This is a genomic window from Vibrio spartinae, assembly GCF_024347135.1.
Lineage (GTDB): Bacteria > Pseudomonadota > Gammaproteobacteria > Enterobacterales > Vibrionaceae > Vibrio > Vibrio spartinae.
In genome coordinates this window covers 608,581-626,255 of record NZ_AP024908.1, presented here as the reverse complement: position 1 = coordinate 626,255, position 17,675 = coordinate 608,581, and the positions used below count along the sequence as shown (strand labels likewise).

At 44.3% G+C, this 17,675-nt stretch carries 14 protein-coding genes and 2 tRNA genes; 12 read left to right on the top strand and 4 right to left on the bottom strand.

The genetic code is table 11. The annotated features are described in order from the left end of the window. Positions 1–22: 22 nt before the first annotated feature. From OCU60_RS20580 to modC, 5 genes are all read left to right on the top strand, one after another. Positions 23–1,039: an ABC transporter substrate-binding protein gene (locus OCU60_RS20580; RefSeq protein ID WP_235862237.1), complete on the top strand. Its 1,017-nt coding sequence runs from the start codon at positions 23–25 to the stop codon at positions 1,037–1,039. Further along, positions 1,036–2,337: a GGDEF domain-containing protein gene (locus OCU60_RS20575; RefSeq protein ID WP_074374835.1), complete on the top strand. Its 1,302-nt coding sequence runs from the start codon at positions 1,036–1,038 to the stop codon at positions 2,335–2,337. Before OCU60_RS20580 ends, OCU60_RS20575 begins: the two co-directional genes overlap by 4 nt. Before the next feature lie 234 nt (positions 2,338–2,571). Continuing rightward, positions 2,572–3,303, top strand: a complete 732-nt coding sequence (gene modA, locus OCU60_RS20570) for a molybdate ABC transporter substrate-binding protein (protein ID WP_074374836.1) — start codon at positions 2,572–2,574, stop codon at positions 3,301–3,303. Between the two features lie 21 nt (positions 3,304–3,324). Further along, the gene (gene modB / locus OCU60_RS20565) at positions 3,325–3,999 is read left to right on the top strand and encodes a molybdate ABC transporter permease subunit (protein WP_074374837.1); all 675 of its coding nucleotides are present in this window, start codon (positions 3,325–3,327) and stop codon (positions 3,997–3,999) included. A 3-nt stretch (positions 4,000–4,002) separates the two neighbouring features. Next, positions 4,003–5,082: a molybdenum ABC transporter ATP-binding protein gene (modC, locus tag OCU60_RS20560; RefSeq protein ID WP_074374838.1), complete on the top strand. Its 1,080-nt coding sequence runs from the start codon at positions 4,003–4,005 to the stop codon at positions 5,080–5,082. A gap of 80 nt (positions 5,083–5,162) precedes the next feature. Here the strand turns inward: modC and OCU60_RS20555 are convergent, their stop codons facing one another. Continuing rightward, the gene (locus OCU60_RS20555; protein ID WP_074374839.1) at positions 5,163–5,354 is read right to left on the bottom strand and encodes a hypothetical protein; all 192 of its coding nucleotides are present in this window, start codon (positions 5,352–5,354) and stop codon (positions 5,163–5,165) included. Positions 5,355–5,613: 259 nt separating this feature from the next. Here OCU60_RS20555 and OCU60_RS20550 point away from each other — a divergent pair. Further along, a tRNA-Gly gene (locus OCU60_RS20550) sits at positions 5,614–5,688 on the top strand. Positions 5,689–5,774: 86 nt separating this feature from the next. On the opposite strand, the gene melR is transcribed toward OCU60_RS20550, so the two are convergent. Then, positions 5,775–6,683, bottom strand: a complete 909-nt coding sequence (gene melR, locus OCU60_RS20545; RefSeq protein ID WP_074374840.1) for a transcriptional regulator MelR — start codon at positions 6,681–6,683, stop codon at positions 5,775–5,777. Positions 6,684–7,132: 449 nt separating this feature from the next. On the opposite strand from melR, the gene OCU60_RS20540 reads away from it, so the two are divergent. The 6 genes from OCU60_RS20540 (at position 7,133) to OCU60_RS20515 (ending at position 14,696) form a co-directional block, all read left to right on the top strand. Then, positions 7,133–9,280 carry an alpha-galactosidase gene (locus OCU60_RS20540; protein WP_205410542.1) on the top strand — a complete coding sequence of 716 codons (2,148 nt, stop codon included), beginning with the start codon at positions 7,133–7,135 and terminating at the stop codon, positions 9,278–9,280. A 620-nt stretch (positions 9,281–9,900) separates the two neighbouring features. Then, positions 9,901–11,046 carry an acyl-CoA dehydrogenase family protein gene (locus tag OCU60_RS20535; protein WP_074374842.1) on the top strand — a complete coding sequence of 382 codons (1,146 nt, stop codon included), beginning with the start codon at positions 9,901–9,903 and terminating at the stop codon, positions 11,044–11,046. Positions 11,047–11,076: 30 nt separating this feature from the next. After that, a complete protein-coding gene (locus OCU60_RS20530) occupies positions 11,077–11,826 on the top strand; it encodes an electron transfer flavoprotein subunit beta/FixA family protein (protein WP_074374843.1) in 750 nt (249 codons plus the stop codon). Then, positions 11,826–12,758 carry an electron transfer flavoprotein subunit alpha/FixB family protein gene (locus tag OCU60_RS20525; RefSeq protein WP_074374844.1) on the top strand — a complete coding sequence of 311 codons (933 nt, stop codon included), beginning with the start codon at positions 11,826–11,828 and terminating at the stop codon, positions 12,756–12,758. Before OCU60_RS20530 ends, OCU60_RS20525 begins: the two co-directional genes overlap by 1 nt. A 56-nt stretch (positions 12,759–12,814) precedes the next feature. Further along, positions 12,815–14,458 (top strand): electron transfer flavoprotein-ubiquinone oxidoreductase, encoded by a 1,644-nt coding sequence (locus tag OCU60_RS20520; RefSeq protein WP_074374845.1) that lies wholly within the window; start codon positions 12,815–12,817, stop codon positions 14,456–14,458. 163 nt (positions 14,459–14,621) lie between these two features. Further along, positions 14,622–14,696, top strand: a tRNA-Gly gene (locus tag OCU60_RS20515). Between the two features lie 55 nt (positions 14,697–14,751). Here the strand turns inward: OCU60_RS20515 and OCU60_RS20510 are convergent. Both OCU60_RS20510 and OCU60_RS20505 read right to left on the bottom strand, forming a co-directional pair. Beyond that, positions 14,752–15,852, bottom strand: coding sequence for an SGNH/GDSL hydrolase family protein (locus OCU60_RS20510; protein ID WP_074374846.1), 1,101 nt, complete (start codon positions 15,850–15,852; stop codon positions 14,752–14,754). Further along, the gene (locus OCU60_RS20505) at positions 15,839–17,674 is read right to left on the bottom strand and encodes a carbamoyltransferase family protein (RefSeq protein ID WP_074374847.1); all 1,836 of its coding nucleotides are present in this window, start codon (positions 17,672–17,674) and stop codon (positions 15,839–15,841) included. The genes OCU60_RS20510 and OCU60_RS20505 overlap by 14 nt, the downstream gene beginning before the upstream one ends. Position 17,675 lies beyond the last annotated feature (1 nt).

Sequence of the window (17,675 nt, the reverse complement as noted above, 5' to 3'; positions counted from 1 at the left end):
GAGAAATATGGATAATGGATAGATGAGAACTCGTTTTACTTTTCTCCGGTGGATCGGATTGCTGATCATACTGGCAGTCGGTTTTTCTATATTTTTACTTTGGGTGCATAAAGAGCAATCAATCATGATACAAGAGTCGAAAGAGCATATTCGTATTGCTGTTTCTCAGACACCATTATCTTCGCCATTTTTGGTTGCAAGGCAATTAGACATATTCGCTAAATATGGATTAGATGTGACGTTTGTTCCCTGTTATGGCGGTGTTGCCTGTATTGATGAATTATTTTCAGGTGCGGTGGATTACGCCACGGCTTCTGAGTCAGTGGTGATGTTTGAGAGTTTTAAACGCGAAGACTTTATGGTTCTGAGTAGTTTTGTCGAGTCAGACCATGACGTAAAACTGTTGTCATTGCAACGTACCGGTGTTCGTCAAGTGAGTGATTTAATTGGTAAAACTGTGGGGGTGGTTAAAGCAAGTGCTTCAGAGTTCTATCTGGATGCTTTGTTATTGGTACATAACCTCACCCATGATCAAGTTAAAAAAGTTTATTTAAAGCCACAAGCGCTGACCACTGCGCTGTTTGAGGGCCGGGTTGAGGCGATATCTGTATGGGAACCCTATGGTTATCAGGCAGCGTCACAATCAGCGACACCTCTGGTTGATTTAAGTTTAAGCGGTGTGTATCAACTCTCATTCAATTTGTTGATGATGCGTACGTCTTATATTCAAAAACAAGAGACCCATCAACGTTTGTTACAAGCATTGGCAGAAACTATTGATTGGATTCATCAACATCCTGAATCGTCCCGGAGCATTGTCGGTAGAGCACTTTCTGTCAAGAAAATTCAGCTGGAAAGTACTTGGAAAGATTATGTTTTCCGGCTTTCGTTAGGCAATGCATTGTTGTCTAATTTGCAGTTGCAGGCGCGTTGGGGCATTGATACCGGTATCATCAATGGTCCGTTGCCGGATTACCGCAAGATGCTTGCGTCAGATACGTTAGAACGGTTACAGGATCAACAGGGCGTCTTACCATGATCCGTTCAATTTCTCGAAAACTACTGTTGCTATTAATCTCGACCTTACTCCTGTTCGGGTTGATTATTTTTTCGCTCTGGAGTTTAGCCCAAGATCAAGCTCAGACCCGGAATAATTTAGAGTCCATAATGCAGATTCAGTTGAGTATTGATTCACTGCGTAGTCAGTTGTGGGGATTCTTACAGTATGAAGACACCGATATGTTGAAACAGGTTTCTGTGGCACAGAGAAAGCTATCGGAAAAATTAGAACAGTTTGCTTATTCAGACCGCTATACGAGAAATATGATCCGGATGAATGAACATTTATCGGTTTTGGTCGCTCAGGAGATAAAATCTGGCTTGTCTGCCATGACAAGGGAAGGACAAATGTCTGGCCGGGATTTACTTCATGCCCGATATAACATGCTGGTGCAGAATATGACGGAAAATCTGCTCGACTTGCAAAGGAAAACATTAAATCAAAGTCGGAAAAATCAACAGATCACGCTGTTGCTGACTGCCGCGAATTTATTGATTTTTTCTGCGTTTGTCTGGGTTTTCGCTTTGCTGATTTATCGACATTTCCAGTATGGTTTTAAAGCCCTGAAACATGGTTTTCATGAGCTATCGCAAGGCAAATTGAGCAGTCAGATAGAAACCAGTCATTTAGACTCAGAATTTGTTTCACTGGCGGAGTTATTCCACCAGATGAAAAGTGCACTGAGAAAGACCATGGTATCCCGGGATGATTTGCAAACGGAAGTCCATCGACAAACTGAGGAGCTAAAAGCGCAAAAAGAGCGTCTGCTTTTTCTGTCTGAACATGATTATCTGACCGGATTGTTGAATCGGCGCGCTTTTGAGGAGCATCTGGAGCGAGCTTTAATCAAAGCAAATCGCTCTGGTGTGAAAGTGGTGGTCTTGTTTTTAGACTTGGATAAATTTAAACAGATAAATGATAATCACGGACACGAAATCGGTGATGAATTAATCCGCAGCATTGGTCAACGGATTCATCATCATATCCGAACCTCTGATTTTGCCGGACGTATCGGTGGCGATGAATTCGTGATTTGTTTGGATTTGTTGGAAAATATCGATTGTATTGAAGCCCGAATTCAACGTTTGTCAGAAGAGATCTCTCAACCGGTTTCGGTGAACGATGTACAAGTTTCTGTTGGTGTCAGTATCGGGATGAGTTGTTTTCCGGATGATGCATCCAATAAACAAGGGCTACTCTCTCATGCTGACAAATCAATGTATAATGTCAAATATAGCAAACGTATCGAACGGCTAGATATATCAGACGTGGTTTGAGCCCGAGGGCTCTTTTCTTCTCTTTCCCTCAACGCCATCTCCCTCATATTTTTCAATCCATCCTTTGGGCTCATACCAGAGATGTCGGTTCATGGCTGATTTCGCCTGGGGAATAACAGTTGTTGAATAATCGCTGTTAAAACTTCATCTTAGGCCAACTTGGGTATATTCTGATTCAATTGATGAATATTCAATAGGTTGAGTCATCGTTACCTGTCGATTAAGGATATAAGTATGAAAGCTCGGTTCATCGTATTGATGAGTGGATTGTTATTGAGTGCGTCTTGTTGGTCAGCAGATGCTTTATTTGCGGTTGCGAATAATTTTTATCGGCCAATGAAAGCGTTGAGTCAAGATTTTGAGTCACGGTTTCCACATCATATCGAAATTTCAACCGGTGCGACTGGGCAGTTATATGTTCAGATTACGCAAGGGGCACCGTTTGATCTGTTTTTTGCAGCGGATACTGCCCGCCCGACTAAATTGGTTCAGGATCAGCAGGCGAGTGATCAATTTACGTATGCGCGAGGCACATTAGTTTTATGGTCTGCACAGCCGAAGATTGCGGTGAAAGATCTCTTACTGAGCGGGGAGTATGCACATCTCGCGATGGCAAATCCTCAATTAGCACCGTATGGTCTTGCTGCGCAACAGGTTCTTGAAAAAATGGGACTATATTCGAAAATTCAGGATAAAATCGTCCAAGGTAAAGGATTGAATCCCACATTCCAGTTTGTCGTCACCGGCAATGCTGCGCTAGGGTTTGTGGCGAAATCTCAGGTTTATCAGAATCATCATTATCAATCCGGTTCTTACTGGGAAGTTCCGTGTGAAGATTATGCACAAATCCGGCAAGATGCGGTGGTGTTACCAGCCGGACAGACGAATAAGGCTGCGCAGGCATTTCTGAATTATCTGCAGACGGATAGGGCACAGCGTATCATCCAAAGTTATGGATATCGGTAAAGTGAGCATAAAGGTAAAGGGATGGAAATTGACAGCGTTGTTGTGCTGACAACCTTAAAACTAGCCGGGGTCGTCACTTTCAGTTTGTTGGTGCTTGGGATCCCGGTTGCGTGGTGGTTATGTATTTCTAAATGTCGCTATAAAGGAGTCGTTGAGGCGATTTGCTCTCTGCCGATGGTATTACCACCGACGGTACTGGGGTTCTATCTGTTACTGCTATTTTCGCCTCAAGGTATGATTGGTCAGTTATTGCAACAACTCCATCTTGGGCAGTTACCCTTTTCTTTTACTGGGATTGCGATTGCTTGTACCATTCATTCTTTTCCATTTGTCTTACAACCTTTGAAAAATGCATTTCTCGCGATTGGTCAATTACCGATTGAAGTCGCGGCAACGCTCAGAGCTTCTCCGTGGGATCGTTTCCGTTCTGTGATTCTACCGCTGGCCTGGCCGGGGATTTTTTCGGCAGCCATTATGGGGTTTTGTCATTCACTGGGCGAGTTCGGGGTTGTCTTGATGATTGGTGGTAACATTCCGGGCAAAACTCGGGTGATGTCGGTTGAGATATACAACTACGTTGAAGCGCTTGAATTTGGTAAAGCGCATTTACTTGCCGGTAGTCTGGTTGCCTTCTCTTTTATTGCCTTGTTGGTGATGTATTGGTTGAACCATCGCTATCATTATTCGGAGAGGTAAGTTTTGAGTTCTATTCATGCGGCATTCGCCATTACTTATCCTGACTTCTCTTTAGCGGTGGATTTAACGTTACCCGCTTCCGGTATTACGGTGTTATTTGGGCCCTCCGGCTCTGGAAAAACGACATGCCTGCGAGCGATTGCCGGGTTGGAAAATCCAGCGCACGGGAAACTACAAGTCGGTGACGAGATCTGGCAGTGTTCTGAACAAGGGGTTTTTCTGCCGACACATCGGCGTGATATTGGCTATGTTTTTCAGGAGGCCGGATTATTTCCGCATCTATCCGTTCAGCAGAATCTGGAATACGGTTATCGACGGATCCCAGCCAGTAAACGGCGGATCTCTGTGGACAGTATTTGTCGTTTTATCGGTGTGAGTCATCTGTTGGATCGCTCGGTTCATCAACTCTCAGGGGGAGAGAAGCAGCGAATTGCGATTGCGCGCGCGTTGCTGACTTGTCCCAAATTATTATTGATGGATGAGCCGTTATCTGCACTGGATGTCAAACTGAAATCCGAGATCCTACCGTATTTGGAGAAGATTCATCAGGAGCTGTCCATTCCGGTGATTTATGTGACACATTCGGTTCGGGAGCTGGCTCGTTTAGCCGATCATGTCGTGTTGTTTCAAAACGGACAAGTCGTGGTCAGTGATCAAGCCGAGGTTGTGATGTCCGATCCTGGTCATCAGGATATATTTGGTGAGGAGTTGGGGAGTATTTTTGATACCCGCGTAGTTGACCATCATTCGGATCGGGTCACACAACTTGAAAGTGACAATGTCACGATTTGGGCACCCGGACATATCGGGGAGAAAGGTCAGTTGTACCGGTGCCGGGTGTTGGCTTCTGATGTCAGTATTGCGCTGTATGAGCCGGAACAAACCACAATGCTCAATCGCCTGCCGGCTGTGATTGTCGATATTGACCATCGCAAGGCGCAGCAAGGACAGGTGGTTGTGGTACTGGCATTGTCCAGTCACCATCGTTTGCTGGCACAAATTACGCTGAGATCAGCATCTGAATTGGGGTTATCGGCCGGCATGTCCGTGTGGGCACAAATCAAGTCTGTGGCATTGTCCTGATCCGAGCTGAACGCATATCAATATGCCCAAACAGCATGGGCTATTTGGGCATATTCTTATCAAAATCGGTTCCTCGATGATTAACGCCAGTCCTCATCTAAGATGTCTTTGCCTTCCAGCGCATATGGGCCTTCGTCATTCATTGAATGGTCTACGATGCCTTGTAAATGTTCTAACTGTTGTTCCAGATGATTGACGGCTTGGTAATCACCTTCGGAGCAAGCAACATAGATCTGCTGCTCAAGTGATTCAATACGATCGCGAATGTTCATATTGCACCTCCTGCTATCGATGATGGTGTATCTCACTGTGGTACTCAGTGTTAGTGTAGTAAAAAGTGTAGTCAAATGATCGGGGAGCGGAAACTTTTGCGGTCCGACGAGTGATGATGATTAAAATCACTGTTTTTATGGTTATTCGGTAACCAATTGATCTTGATTTGCTGATGAAGTGTACAAACAAACGGTTTTTAGACAAAAAGCGCTTTTCTTTTTTTTTAGTTATGGCATCTTATCGACCTCAAGCCGATATGCGGGCATCGTATAATGGCTATTACCTCAGCCTTCCAAGCTGATGATGCGGGTTCGATTCCCGCTGCCCGCTCCAGTTCTCCTCAACACTTTCGATTTATACCGATATGTTGGCATGTTTTTGTTAATGTCTCACAACGTCCAAATCCTTACCTGAATCAATTACAGTACCGTTTGCTGCTGACTTTGCTCTCGAAATGCTTGTGGGGTCATGCCAGTATGGTTTCTGAATGCTGCAAAAAACGAGCTCGGATGTTTAAAACCACTATGGGTCGCAATATTTTTAATGGGGTGACGGGTATTGCCGAGTAACACTTTGGCATGATTGATACGCATAATAATTAAGTATTGTTTGATAGAAACACTGAGCATGTTTTTAAATAGACTCATGGCATATTTAGGGTGGAGTTTTACATGAGACGCGATATCTTCAACCTTAATATCCCTGTTGTGGTTATTAGCAATGTAATCAAGCATGAACTGAACATTTTTATAGCCGGTATAATTAGCATGGCGTAATGGGGTTTCACGCATAAAGTTGAACATTTCAACATGATAGTTATAGGAACAAAGCCGGCGAAGCATTAAGAAGATCTCTTCTTGAACAATTTGATTACGAACCTCATGGCCTTCCCGATACGCCGCGATCCAGCGTTGATTCTCTGCAAAGCTGACGATCTCTGTATGACGAGCTGAGATCGCACCGCCATTCATGATCTGTTGAACAAATTCCTGAGGGAGTGGCCAACTTAGCAACATGTTGAGAGGAATGTTGATAATTCCCATGAGTGCATGATCACTGGTCTGTTTGACCCGGTGGGGAGTGACGGCCCAAAACATGGCCATTTGACCACTTTCTATCAATACGTCGGTATGATTGAACGTATACGTCAATGTCCCCTGATAAAGAATATTGACTTCAATTTGCTGGTGCCAGTGATACGCCTCCATGTAGAAGGGCTGACGGAGCTCAAAGCTTAGCTCCGCTTCACCATCAAGCAATGGGCCGTGATGCTCAGGGGAGGCTTGAATTTTATCATTGTCCGGTGTGTGGATGAATGGTTCATCCATGTCTTTATCTCCATCTGTCTATATCAACATATCGGTCTATATGCGCATATCACTCTGCATGAATCGCTCACCGCCGAGTGCTTAAAAGTAAGGCTCGGTGATAAGAACGATGCCACACAGCCGGTATGTCTATATTGTAAACAACATCTACTGTAAACAATATGTAATGTAAGTAATATCACCAAGATATTATGATTTTCGCCTGACTAAAGTCCATAGTCCGGTTTGGTAATTCTGCCATATTATCCGGAAAAGTAAGATTTTGTGATATATGCGTTGAATGTAATTTGCTGACCATGTCTGAGTCGATTAATTTGTTTACAACGGAACGTGGGGCGCTCGCCCGATAGTTATTTTCATGTGATTTTGCAAGTGTTGCTCATGTTCTCAAAGATAACCTGCCTGATGTGACAACACACCGCGCGAACTGAACGAAAGAGTGACTTGTGATGAAAGAGCGAGAACTGATTGAATTAACCGGCAAGCAAACTCAGTTAATGATTGAGTTGGGAGAATTTGCAGAAATACTGTATTGGGGGAACCAAGTCGATGGTGAGATAGCGCGTTACCGCTCGACTTTACATCGTCCTATCCCATATGGCCGTCTGGATGCAGATGTCGCGATAACCCTGTCACCTGAATTAGGACGCGGGGTGTTCAGCAGTCCGGGCTTGGAAGGTCATCGCAATGGTCAAGACTGGGCACCGGTTTTCATGCTGAAAAGTGTGCAAAAAGCGTTACAAGGACAGACGCCGTTGCAAGGACAGACACTATATCTGGAAAGTGAGGATCCGTTGGCGGGCCTTCGCCTGAGTACAGAAATTCATCTGGACGAATATGATGTGGTGAAAACGCGTCATCAGCTAACAAACATCAAGTCTGGGGCCTATCAGGTCAACCGTTTTGCCAATACGTTGCCATTACCGGCGAAAGCGAAAGAGCTGATGACATTCTACGGACGCTGGGTGAAAGAATTTCAGACTGAGCGCCAGCCATTGCTTCAGGGCGGTTATCAGCAAGAAAATCGGCGCGGGCGAACTTCTCATGAACACTATCCGGCTCTGATTGCCGGTTCGTCGAATTTTGATGAATTGCATGGTGATGTCTGGGGATTTCACTTTGGATGGAGCGGCAATCATCGACTCCGGGTTGATGTAAAAGCGGACGGCCGACGTTATATGCAGGCTGAAGTGATCTATTTACCCGGTGAAGTGACACTTGAGGAAGGAGAAAGTCTGACAACGCCATGGTTATATGCGAGTTACAGTGGGCGAGGGTTAAATGGGATGAGTCAACAGTTCCATGAGCATGTCCGCCACTCAATATGCCCACCTGATTTTGTTGCAAAGCCTCGGCCAGTTCATCTCAATACATGGGAAGGTATCTATTTCGAGCATGAGCCTGAATATATTATGTCGATGGCCACTCAGGCCGCCAAATTAGGTGTTGAGCGGTTTATTATTGATGATGGTTGGTTCAGCGCACGAAATGATGATACGGCAGCATTGGGAGACTGGTTTTTAGATGAAAGTAAATATCCTGATGGTCTTGAGCCGGTGATTGAACATGTCAATCAGTTGGGAATGGAATTTGGTCTTTGGTTTGAACCGGAAATGATCAATAAAAATTCTGAACTTTACCGAACGCATCCTGATTGGTTATTAGCGCTAGACGGGTATGAACAACCGACGGGAAGAAATCAGTACGCGATTGATTTACAGAATGATGATGCATTTGATTATTTATATGAAAGGCTGTCTTATTTCTTGAGTCGATATAATATTGCTTATATTAAATGGGATATGAATCGCGAAATTGTTCAACCCGGACATCAAGGAAGGGCATCTGGCGTGCGGCAGACTGAGCGATTTTATGCCTTGGTTGATCAGTTACGGTTGCAATTTCCTCATGTGAGTATCGAATCTTGTGCTTCCGGTGGCGGACGAATTGATTATGAGGTCCTCAAACGCACAAATCGATTCTGGCCATCTGATAACAATGATGCATTGGAGCGGCAGCGGATTCAGCGTGGGATGAGCTACTTTTTCCCACCTGAAGTGATGGGCAGCCATATCGGGGCTGGGCATTGTCACAGTACACGCCGGCGGCACAGTATAGAGTTTCGTGGTCTGACTGCGTTGTTCGGCCATATGGGGATCGAGCTTGACCCGGTGAAAGAAGATGTGACGGAGAAAGAAAATTTTGCACGTTATGTGGCACTCCATCAATCTTTACGACCTTTGCTTCACTCCGGAACCAACTGGCGAATTCCGACGGATGATGATGCGCATCAGGCTCAAGCGGTGGTCGCTGCTGATCAGTCAGAGGCGGTCGTGCTGATTGCGCAGTTGGCAATGCCGACTCATGCCTTGAGTGGGTGTTTAAGAATTCCCGGTTTGGATGATCAGGCGATGTACCGAATCTCTGTTTTGGACAAACCATCATTTTACGAAAATATTGTGCATGCGCAGCCGCAATGGACATTATCGGGGGGCGAGGTTTCTGGTTCTTGGTGTCGTGAAGTGGGGATTGCATTGCCGGTTCTGGATCCTGAAACCGCAATATTAATCAAGTTAGAACGGCTCACTGAGCAGTGAGTTGTCACCCCATAAGACCACAAACTACACCATCCTAAAAATGAGCCGCCAATGTATTTTCAAGGGCGGTTCTTATTTTTAAGCCCCATATATTTTACGATAAGTGTCATTTTTTCTTCATGAAAAGTTCATGTGAACTATGAAAATTAAATTCGTTGAAACAAAATTGTTCATTAATTGTCATCTGATGTTGATATAGAATAAATACACTAATTTAAAAACTAAGATTTATAAATTGAATTAGTTTTATTGATATTTATATATTAAAAATATAATTAAATCTGTGGGCTGAGTTGAATATATGACAGATATGACTAGCTACATTGAAAAATGTGTGTTTATGATGATTACCATATTAATAATTTAAATTCAGACACTTCCTGATATTTAATAATAAAGTGCAGGTTCTAAACCGACATATCGATGAACAGGCTAGGTTAGGTTTTTATAATTTAATGATTGATAAATATTACTATCAATCTCTGATAAAAATAAGAAATAATCTCATCAGCTAAAATTACATTTAGACAGTATAAATGTAATTTAATCGTGCTGCACTTATTTTAATGGATGTGTTGTCCCCACCATTTTGATAATTCATTCCTAATAAGGATGTAAGCATGAACTTTGAGTTAACACCACAACAAACAGAGCTTTATGATACCGCACTCCGTTTTGCATCGGATGTCTTAGAACCAGGTGCAGCTGAACGGATGGCGACACACACTTTTGATCGTCAGGTATGGGAGGAAGCCGCACAGTTCGGTTATGCCAGTCTTCCGATTTCTGAAGCGGATGGCGGTAGTGGTTTATCAACACTGGAAACCATGCTTATGGTCGAAGCTTTGGGCAAAGGTTGTCATGATTTAGGGCTGGCGTTTTCGCTTTCTGCTCACTTGTTCGCCTGTGTTGTTCCTTTCAGTAGTTTTGCCAGTGAAACCCTCAAACAAACTTATCTGCCGAGATTGATTGACGGCTCCTGTATTATGGCAAACGCCGCGACCGAACCAGAAGCCGGTTCTGATATTTACGGGATGAAATCTACCGCAGAACGTGTTTCGGACGGTTATTGCTTAAATGGCAAAAAATGTTTCATCTCTAATGCCCCTGTCGCTGATTACTTCCTCGTATACGCAAAAACAAACCCGGTAATGGGGTTCCTAGGTGTGAGTGCCTTTTTGGTGCCAAAAGATACTGAAGGGCTAACCGTCGGGAATCACCATGCCAAAGATGGCTTAGGGACTTGCCTGTGGTCAGAAGTTTATTTACAGAATGTTTTTGTCCCTGAATCTCATCGTGTTGGTGCGGAAGGTGCCGGCGGGGCGATGTTTTATGATTCGATGATTTGGGAAAAAGGATGCCTGTTCGCGTATTACGTGGGAGCGATGGAGCGAATGCTTGAAAGAGTTATTCATCATGCGCAGGAACGAAAGCAGTTTGGTCGGGCGATCGCTCAGAATCAATCAGTATCTAACCGGATCGTTGATATGAAAATCAATCTGGATACATCGCGTTTGCTGCTGTACCGCGCGGGTTGGCTTTACGACCAAGGGAAAGATAGTGAGTTGGAAATTGCGATGAGTAAGTTGGTTATCTCTGAATCGGCTGTGCAGTGTGGTTTGGATGCCATTCAGACGTTCGGGGGTTCCGCAATCGAAAAAGAAATGGGAATCATGCAGTTATTACTGGATGCGGTTCCCTCAAGAATTTTCTCCGGATCGAATGATATTCAAAGAGGCATCATCGCAAGAAAATTGGGACTCTGAGTCAGTCAGTTCACGAATAAGGCTAGGTATATGAAAGCATTAGTAGCAATCAAACGAGTCGCGGATCCGTCGTTGGCGGTTCGTGTTCAGAGTGATCAACGGGACGTTGATTTATCCGATGCCAAAATGGTGTTGAATCCCTATTGTGAAATTGCATTGGAAGAAGCAATCCAGCATAAAGAAGCCGGGGTGATATCCGAAATCGTTGCCGTTTCTGTCGGAACGCTGCCGTGTCAGGATCAGCTGAGAACGGCACTCGCTCTGGGTGCAGATCGTGCGATCCATATTGAGTCAGAAGATCATTTGGACCCGCTGGTGATTGCTAAATTATTAGTCAAAGTGGTCGAGAAAGAACAGCCACAAATCATCTTTACCGGTAAACAGTCAGTGGATAGTGACAATAATCAAACCGGCCAGATGTTGGCGGGGTTGCTCGGCATCGCTCAGGGAACGTTTGCTTCAAATATTGAATTTGAATCCGATTCTGCCCTTGTGACGCGAGAAGTCGATCATGGTCAACAGGTTATCCGGGTCACGCTTCCAGCGGTGCTTACTGCTGACTTACCCTTAAATAAACCTCGCCACGCTTCTCTCCCTAATGTGATGAAGGCCCGCAGAAAACCCATCGAATCGATTGCAGCGGAGAGCTTAAACGTTGCGATGCATCGGCGAACGCGTCTTATCAATGTTGAATCGTTAAATGGTCATCGGGCGGGTATCCGAGTCGAAAACGTGGATGAGTTGGTGAATAAATTAAAGCATGAAGCGAGGGTAATCTGATGACTATTTTGATTATTGCGGAGCATGATCATCTCAAATTAGGCGAGACGACATTCCATGCGATCGGGGCCGGTAAACAGATCGGTGATGATATTCATTTACTTGTTATTGGTCATCATTGTGAGTCGGTCGTTGAACATGCCACCCAGGTGGGCAATGTTTCGACGGTTCTCGTTGCTGACTCTGATATCTATACTGGTGCGCCAGCTGAAAATATTGCCAATCTCATTGCTGATATCGGAAGCGATTATACCCATATCCTTGCTGCTGCGACGTCATTTTCGAAAAACTTTTTACCCAGATCGGCTGCATTGTTGGATGTGTCCTTGATCTCGGAAGTCATTGATATCGAGAGTGATGATACTTTCCGCAAGCCGATTTATTCGGGGAGTGCCATCGCCACGATTCAATCGATGGATCCGATCAAGATGTTAACCATCAGAACAACCGCTTTCTCTGCAAGTGCTGATATGGGCGGTGCAGCGACTGTGGTTCAAATACCGGTCACAGCAGACGTCAAGCTTGCACAGGTGATCAGTCATCAGACCGTTGAATCTTCTCGTCCGGAATTGTCATCGGCACATATTGTGATTGGTGGTGGCCGTGGATTGGGAAATGAACACAACTTCGCTTTGTTAGAGACGCTGGGCGACAAGCTTGGGGCTGCAATCGGGGGAACACGAGCAGCGGTCGATGCCGGGTTTACTGCCAATGATCTGCAAATTGGACAAACGGGGAAAGTGATTGCGCCGGATTTGTATATTGCTGTCGGTATTTCCGGGGCTATTCAGCATATTTCCGGTGTCAAAGATGCCAAAACGATTGTGGCAATTAACAATGATGCTGATGCACCGATATTTCAGTCCTCGGATTATGTGCTTGTGGCGGATTGTCTGGAAGTGCTGCCTGAATTGATAGAAAAAATGGTGTGAGATCACTCAAGCCAGCCACCATCATTCATCCTGTGAGAGAGAAGTAAGGGAAATTCATGAGAGAAGTTCTGGAATTTGATGTTGTGATTGTTGGTGGCGGGCCCGCTGGTTTATCGGCCGCCTGCCGTCTGATGCAACTGGCACAAGCGCAGAATCAGGAACTGAACGTGTGTCTGATTGAAAAAGGTGCAGAAATCGGAGCCCATGCGTTATCAGGCGCGATTATGGAAAGTCGCGCCTTGGATGAGCTCTTTCCCGACTGGCAACAGCAAGATGTGCCGCTGATTGCCCAAGTTGAGCAGGAAGCGCTCTTCTATCTCCGGGATGAAGATAAGGCATGGCGTATTCCCAACCTTGTTGTACCTCAGAGTATGCATCATCAAGGGAGCTATCTGATTCGACAAGGGAAGTTCTGTCAGTGGCTCGCCAGACAAGCAGAACAACTTGGTGTAGAAATTTTTACCGGGTTTACTGCTGCAGAATTACTCATCAATGAACAGAATGAAGTTTGTGGAGTCATCACGGGTGATATGGGGTTAAATGCCAGGGGGGAATCGAAATCCGACCATATGCCGGGCATTGAATTACGAGGTCAATATACGTTATTTGCTGAAGGAAGCCGGGGACATCTTGGTAAACAACTGCTTGAGCGTTATGCATTGGATCGAGATGCTGATACGCAGCATTTTAGCTTAGGATTAAAGGAAGTTTGGCAGATTGAGCCTGAGCGTCATCAATTGGGGCAGGTGATTCATCACTTTGGCTGGCCTTTGACGCGTCATGCGAATGGCGGAGGGTTTCTCTATTTTATTGATGATTGTCAGGTTGCTATCGGTCTGGTGGTTGATCTGAACTATAAGAACGCTTATTTGAGCCCGTTTGACGAATTTCAGCGGATGAAACATCATCCTGAGATCGCTCGGTATCTCCGTGGCGGACAGCGGTTGTCTTATGGGGCAAGAACCTTAACCAAAGGGGGATTCCATGCTCAGCCTAAAATGACATTTCCCGGAGGTCTATTAATTGGTTGTGAAGCGGGTGTATTGAATGGCGCGAAACTGAAAGGAATTCATACTGCCATGAAATCTGGGATGCTGGCTGCGGAAACAGTTTATCCCGCACTTTTGCAGAAGATGCAAGGTGCCGATTTAACGTCATATGCAGAGGCGATTCAGGATTCCTGGCTACATGAAGAGTTATATGCGGCAAGAAATAGTAGTGCGGCAATGCATCAGTTTGGGCCTTTGGCTGGCGGGTTATTTAATTTTATTGATCAGAATATATTCCGTGGGCGTCTGCCATGGCGTGTCCGGGATAATCAAGCAGATCATGCTCAATTGTTACCGATGAATCAATGTCAGCCGATCAACTACCCCAAACCGGATCAACAGTTGAGTTTTGATCGTGCTTCTTCTGTCTATATTGCCAAAGTCTCTCATGAGCATGACCAGCCCTGTCATCTTCGACTACGTGACCCACACATTCCGTTAGCAGAAAATTTGGCTGTTTATGGAGAGCCGGCACAAAGGTATTGTCCTGCCGGTGTTTACAACATCGTGGAAGAAAATGATGAGAAACGTTTTGTTATTGATGCACAAAATTGCCTCCATTGTAAGGCATGTGATATCAAAGACCCGGCCCAAAATATCACTTGGACACCTCCGGAAGGTGGAGGCGGCCCACTGTATACGAATATGTAATGTATGAATGATTGGCGCAGGATATAAGTTGGATAACGCACGACTGGTTGTATGATAACCAATTGAAATCAATTTGATTATGAAGTGTGCAATCAAACGGTTTTTTTGTAAATAGCACTTTTCTTTTTCGTCGATTGTGGCATATTAACACCGTCATCTCGATGCGGGCATCGTATAATGGCTATTACCTCAGCCTTCCAAGCTGATGATGCGGGTTCGATTCCCGCTGCCCGCTCCAATTCCTTACTCCTTACTCCTTACTCCTTACTCCTTACTCCTTACTCGCTAGTGAGCTATCTCGATTTTATATTAGATACTACAAACTGACAGACCAATTGATTTCCGTAGGCAGTATGATGTCCATCCCATATGGGGATTGAGGATTTTTTTGTTGCTGCTTTTAAATCATCAAAGCTGTCTAATATGTTTATATGTCGATGTTGTGCTGCGTTTGTCGCCATATGACGAATTTTTTCAATTTCAGGATTGAAGAGATCACCTTGTGAATATTGAAATAGAACATATTTTTCAGTCACGGGTAAACGTGATAATTTTCCGAATGTGAAATCGATGATCGAATTAATGGGTGCTGCGTCGGGATGTTTTCGCGTCAAACGACGGCCTGTCCAGTCAATTGATATACCTTGCATGGCAGATATTCGGTCTATAAGGGTTGCGGCAATAATCGAGTTGAGCCAAGCATATCTAAGGATTGTAAGTGAGGGGGATAGCGGGGCAGGGGTCCATTTACTTCCTTGCGCATTCAGTGATGATAATGATGCCCACTCAATCATATTGTGGTTTGTGATGACCGCAGGACGAGGAAAACCGGAAAAATAATCCAGTTGATCTCTGTGGAAATCATCACTTAAGAAGACAGATAAAATCACGGTATCGTAATGATTTGTTTTTAAGATACTATCTGCTCGCTTCACAGCTTGAGCTGCGCCGTAACCAGAAACGCCAGCATTTGTTATGCCTTTGTTTAAGTTTCTTTCAAGACAGGATGGCCACGTATCATGATTCGATACTTGATCACCAAATGTGAATGAGTCTCCGACCACAAGTATGGAATGAGTGTAAATGGCGTCATTGTCATTCTTTCTATAACCGTTTTCATCAATTGACACTTTGATTTGAGGCCAGTGACGGAAGTTGACGATCTGGTTGAATCCTGGTGTAGGTATATAACCTAACTGGTTATTGGTTTCGATAAAATCAATGTTGATATCTTCAGGAAGCTCTCGTACTGCTAAGTGCCTTAACCGACTTGAATCACATTCACCCGTTATACAGGTTTTTAACGTCCATACCAGTCGAGCACCGACTTCCAAAAAAAGCAGCAGAATAATAAGCACACAAAGGTTAATTGATATCAGCTTAATCCAGTTCATACTGGCTCACATAGTTACTTCTCTGTGATATATCTTGCTCATCTTTAATCAACAGATAATTCCCGATGGCTAGAATGTCCATTTCTGTCCCCATGAAACATCGGAAAGCATCTTCCGGTGAGCAGACTATCGGCTCGCCACGAATATTGAATGATGTATTGACGATAACCGGGCAGTCCGTTAATTCGTAGAAACGCTTAATTAATGCATAATATTTAGGGTTGGTATCATGATGGACAGTCTGTATACGCGCTGAATAATCCACATGCGTTACTGCAGGAATGACAGATCTGGAAAAGTGTAGCTTTTCTATCCCTGTTGCTTCAACATCGTTTACCTTATAGTGCTTGTCAGTATTTATATGATCGACCAATAACATGTATGGGCTATCAACATCTTGCATGAACCAGTCTGCCATATGATCTCTTAAAACACTGGGGGCGAATGGCCTGAAACTTTCTCTGAATTTAATTTTAAGATTCAGTGTTTTCTGTATAGAAGCTGCTCTCGGATCGGCAAGGATACTTCTTGCACCAAGGGCTCGAGGCCCGAATTCCATTCGTCCTTGCATCCATCCTATGACTTTTCCTTCCGTTAACAGGATAGCGACTTTATGAATCAATTCATCTTCCGTCAATTTTTTGTATCGCGCATCATGTTTGTTCAAAACTTGTTCTATCGTGTGATCTGAATAAGCTGGCCCCAGATAAGCGCCTTGCATATGGTCTCGTAGTGTGGAAGGGCAACTGCGTTCTCCTTGATGATGAATATGCCAATACGCAAGTGCAGCGCCCAAGGCACTCCCTGCATCACCTGAAGCAGGCTGGATCCATATGTTATCGAATATTTTTTCTCGCAAGATCACACCATTGGCAACACTATTGAGTGCGACACCTCCTGCGAGGCATAAATTGCATTCACCTGTTTCTTGGGCAATCGCATGTGCTAATTTGGTAATAATTTCTTCTGTGACTTTTTGAATCGAGGCTGCAATATCCATTTCTCGCTGAGTAATTGTCGATTCTGGTTTACGTGGCGGTCCTCCGAAAAGGTGATGAAACCGTTTATTCGTCATCGTTAACCCAGAACAATAGTTAAAATAGCGCATATCCAGATGGAAGCTGCCATCTTCGCCAATCGTGACCAGTTTTTCTTTGATAAGGCGAGAATATCTAGGTGTTCCATAAGGGGCTAATCCCATCATTTTGTATTCACCGGAATTGACTTTAAAACCGAGATAATAAGTAAACGATGAGTAAAGCAGCCCAAGAGAGTGAGGGAAGTGCATCTCTTTAATGATATTTAATTGGTTCCCATGGCCGATAGCCAGAGATGTTGTTGTCCATTCACCCACACCATCCAGTGTCAGCACTGCTGCCCGTTCAAATGGTGAAGGGAAAAAAGCACTTGCAGCATGAGACAGGTGATGCTCTGAGAATCGGAGTTTTTCTTTCCAATTAATCCGGGATTCAAATGCTTGGCGTAGCCCATCGACAAGGAGTGATTTTTGGAATAGTTTTCCTTCCATCCATAATGACATTGCCAAACGAAAACTGCTGAAACCATGGGGAACAAATGCTAAATATGTCTCTATTAACCTTTCAAATTTAATCAATGGTTTTTCATAAAAAACAACATAGTCAATATCAGAGGCAGCTATGTTTGCTTCTGCCACACAATATTGAACAGCATTTACAGGGAAATTGTCATCATGTTTCTTTCTGGTGAATCTTTCCTCTTGTGCTGCTGCAATGATTTCTCCGTTGAAAATCAGGCAGGCCGCACTGTCATGGTAGAATGCCGATATCCCCAAAATGTACATT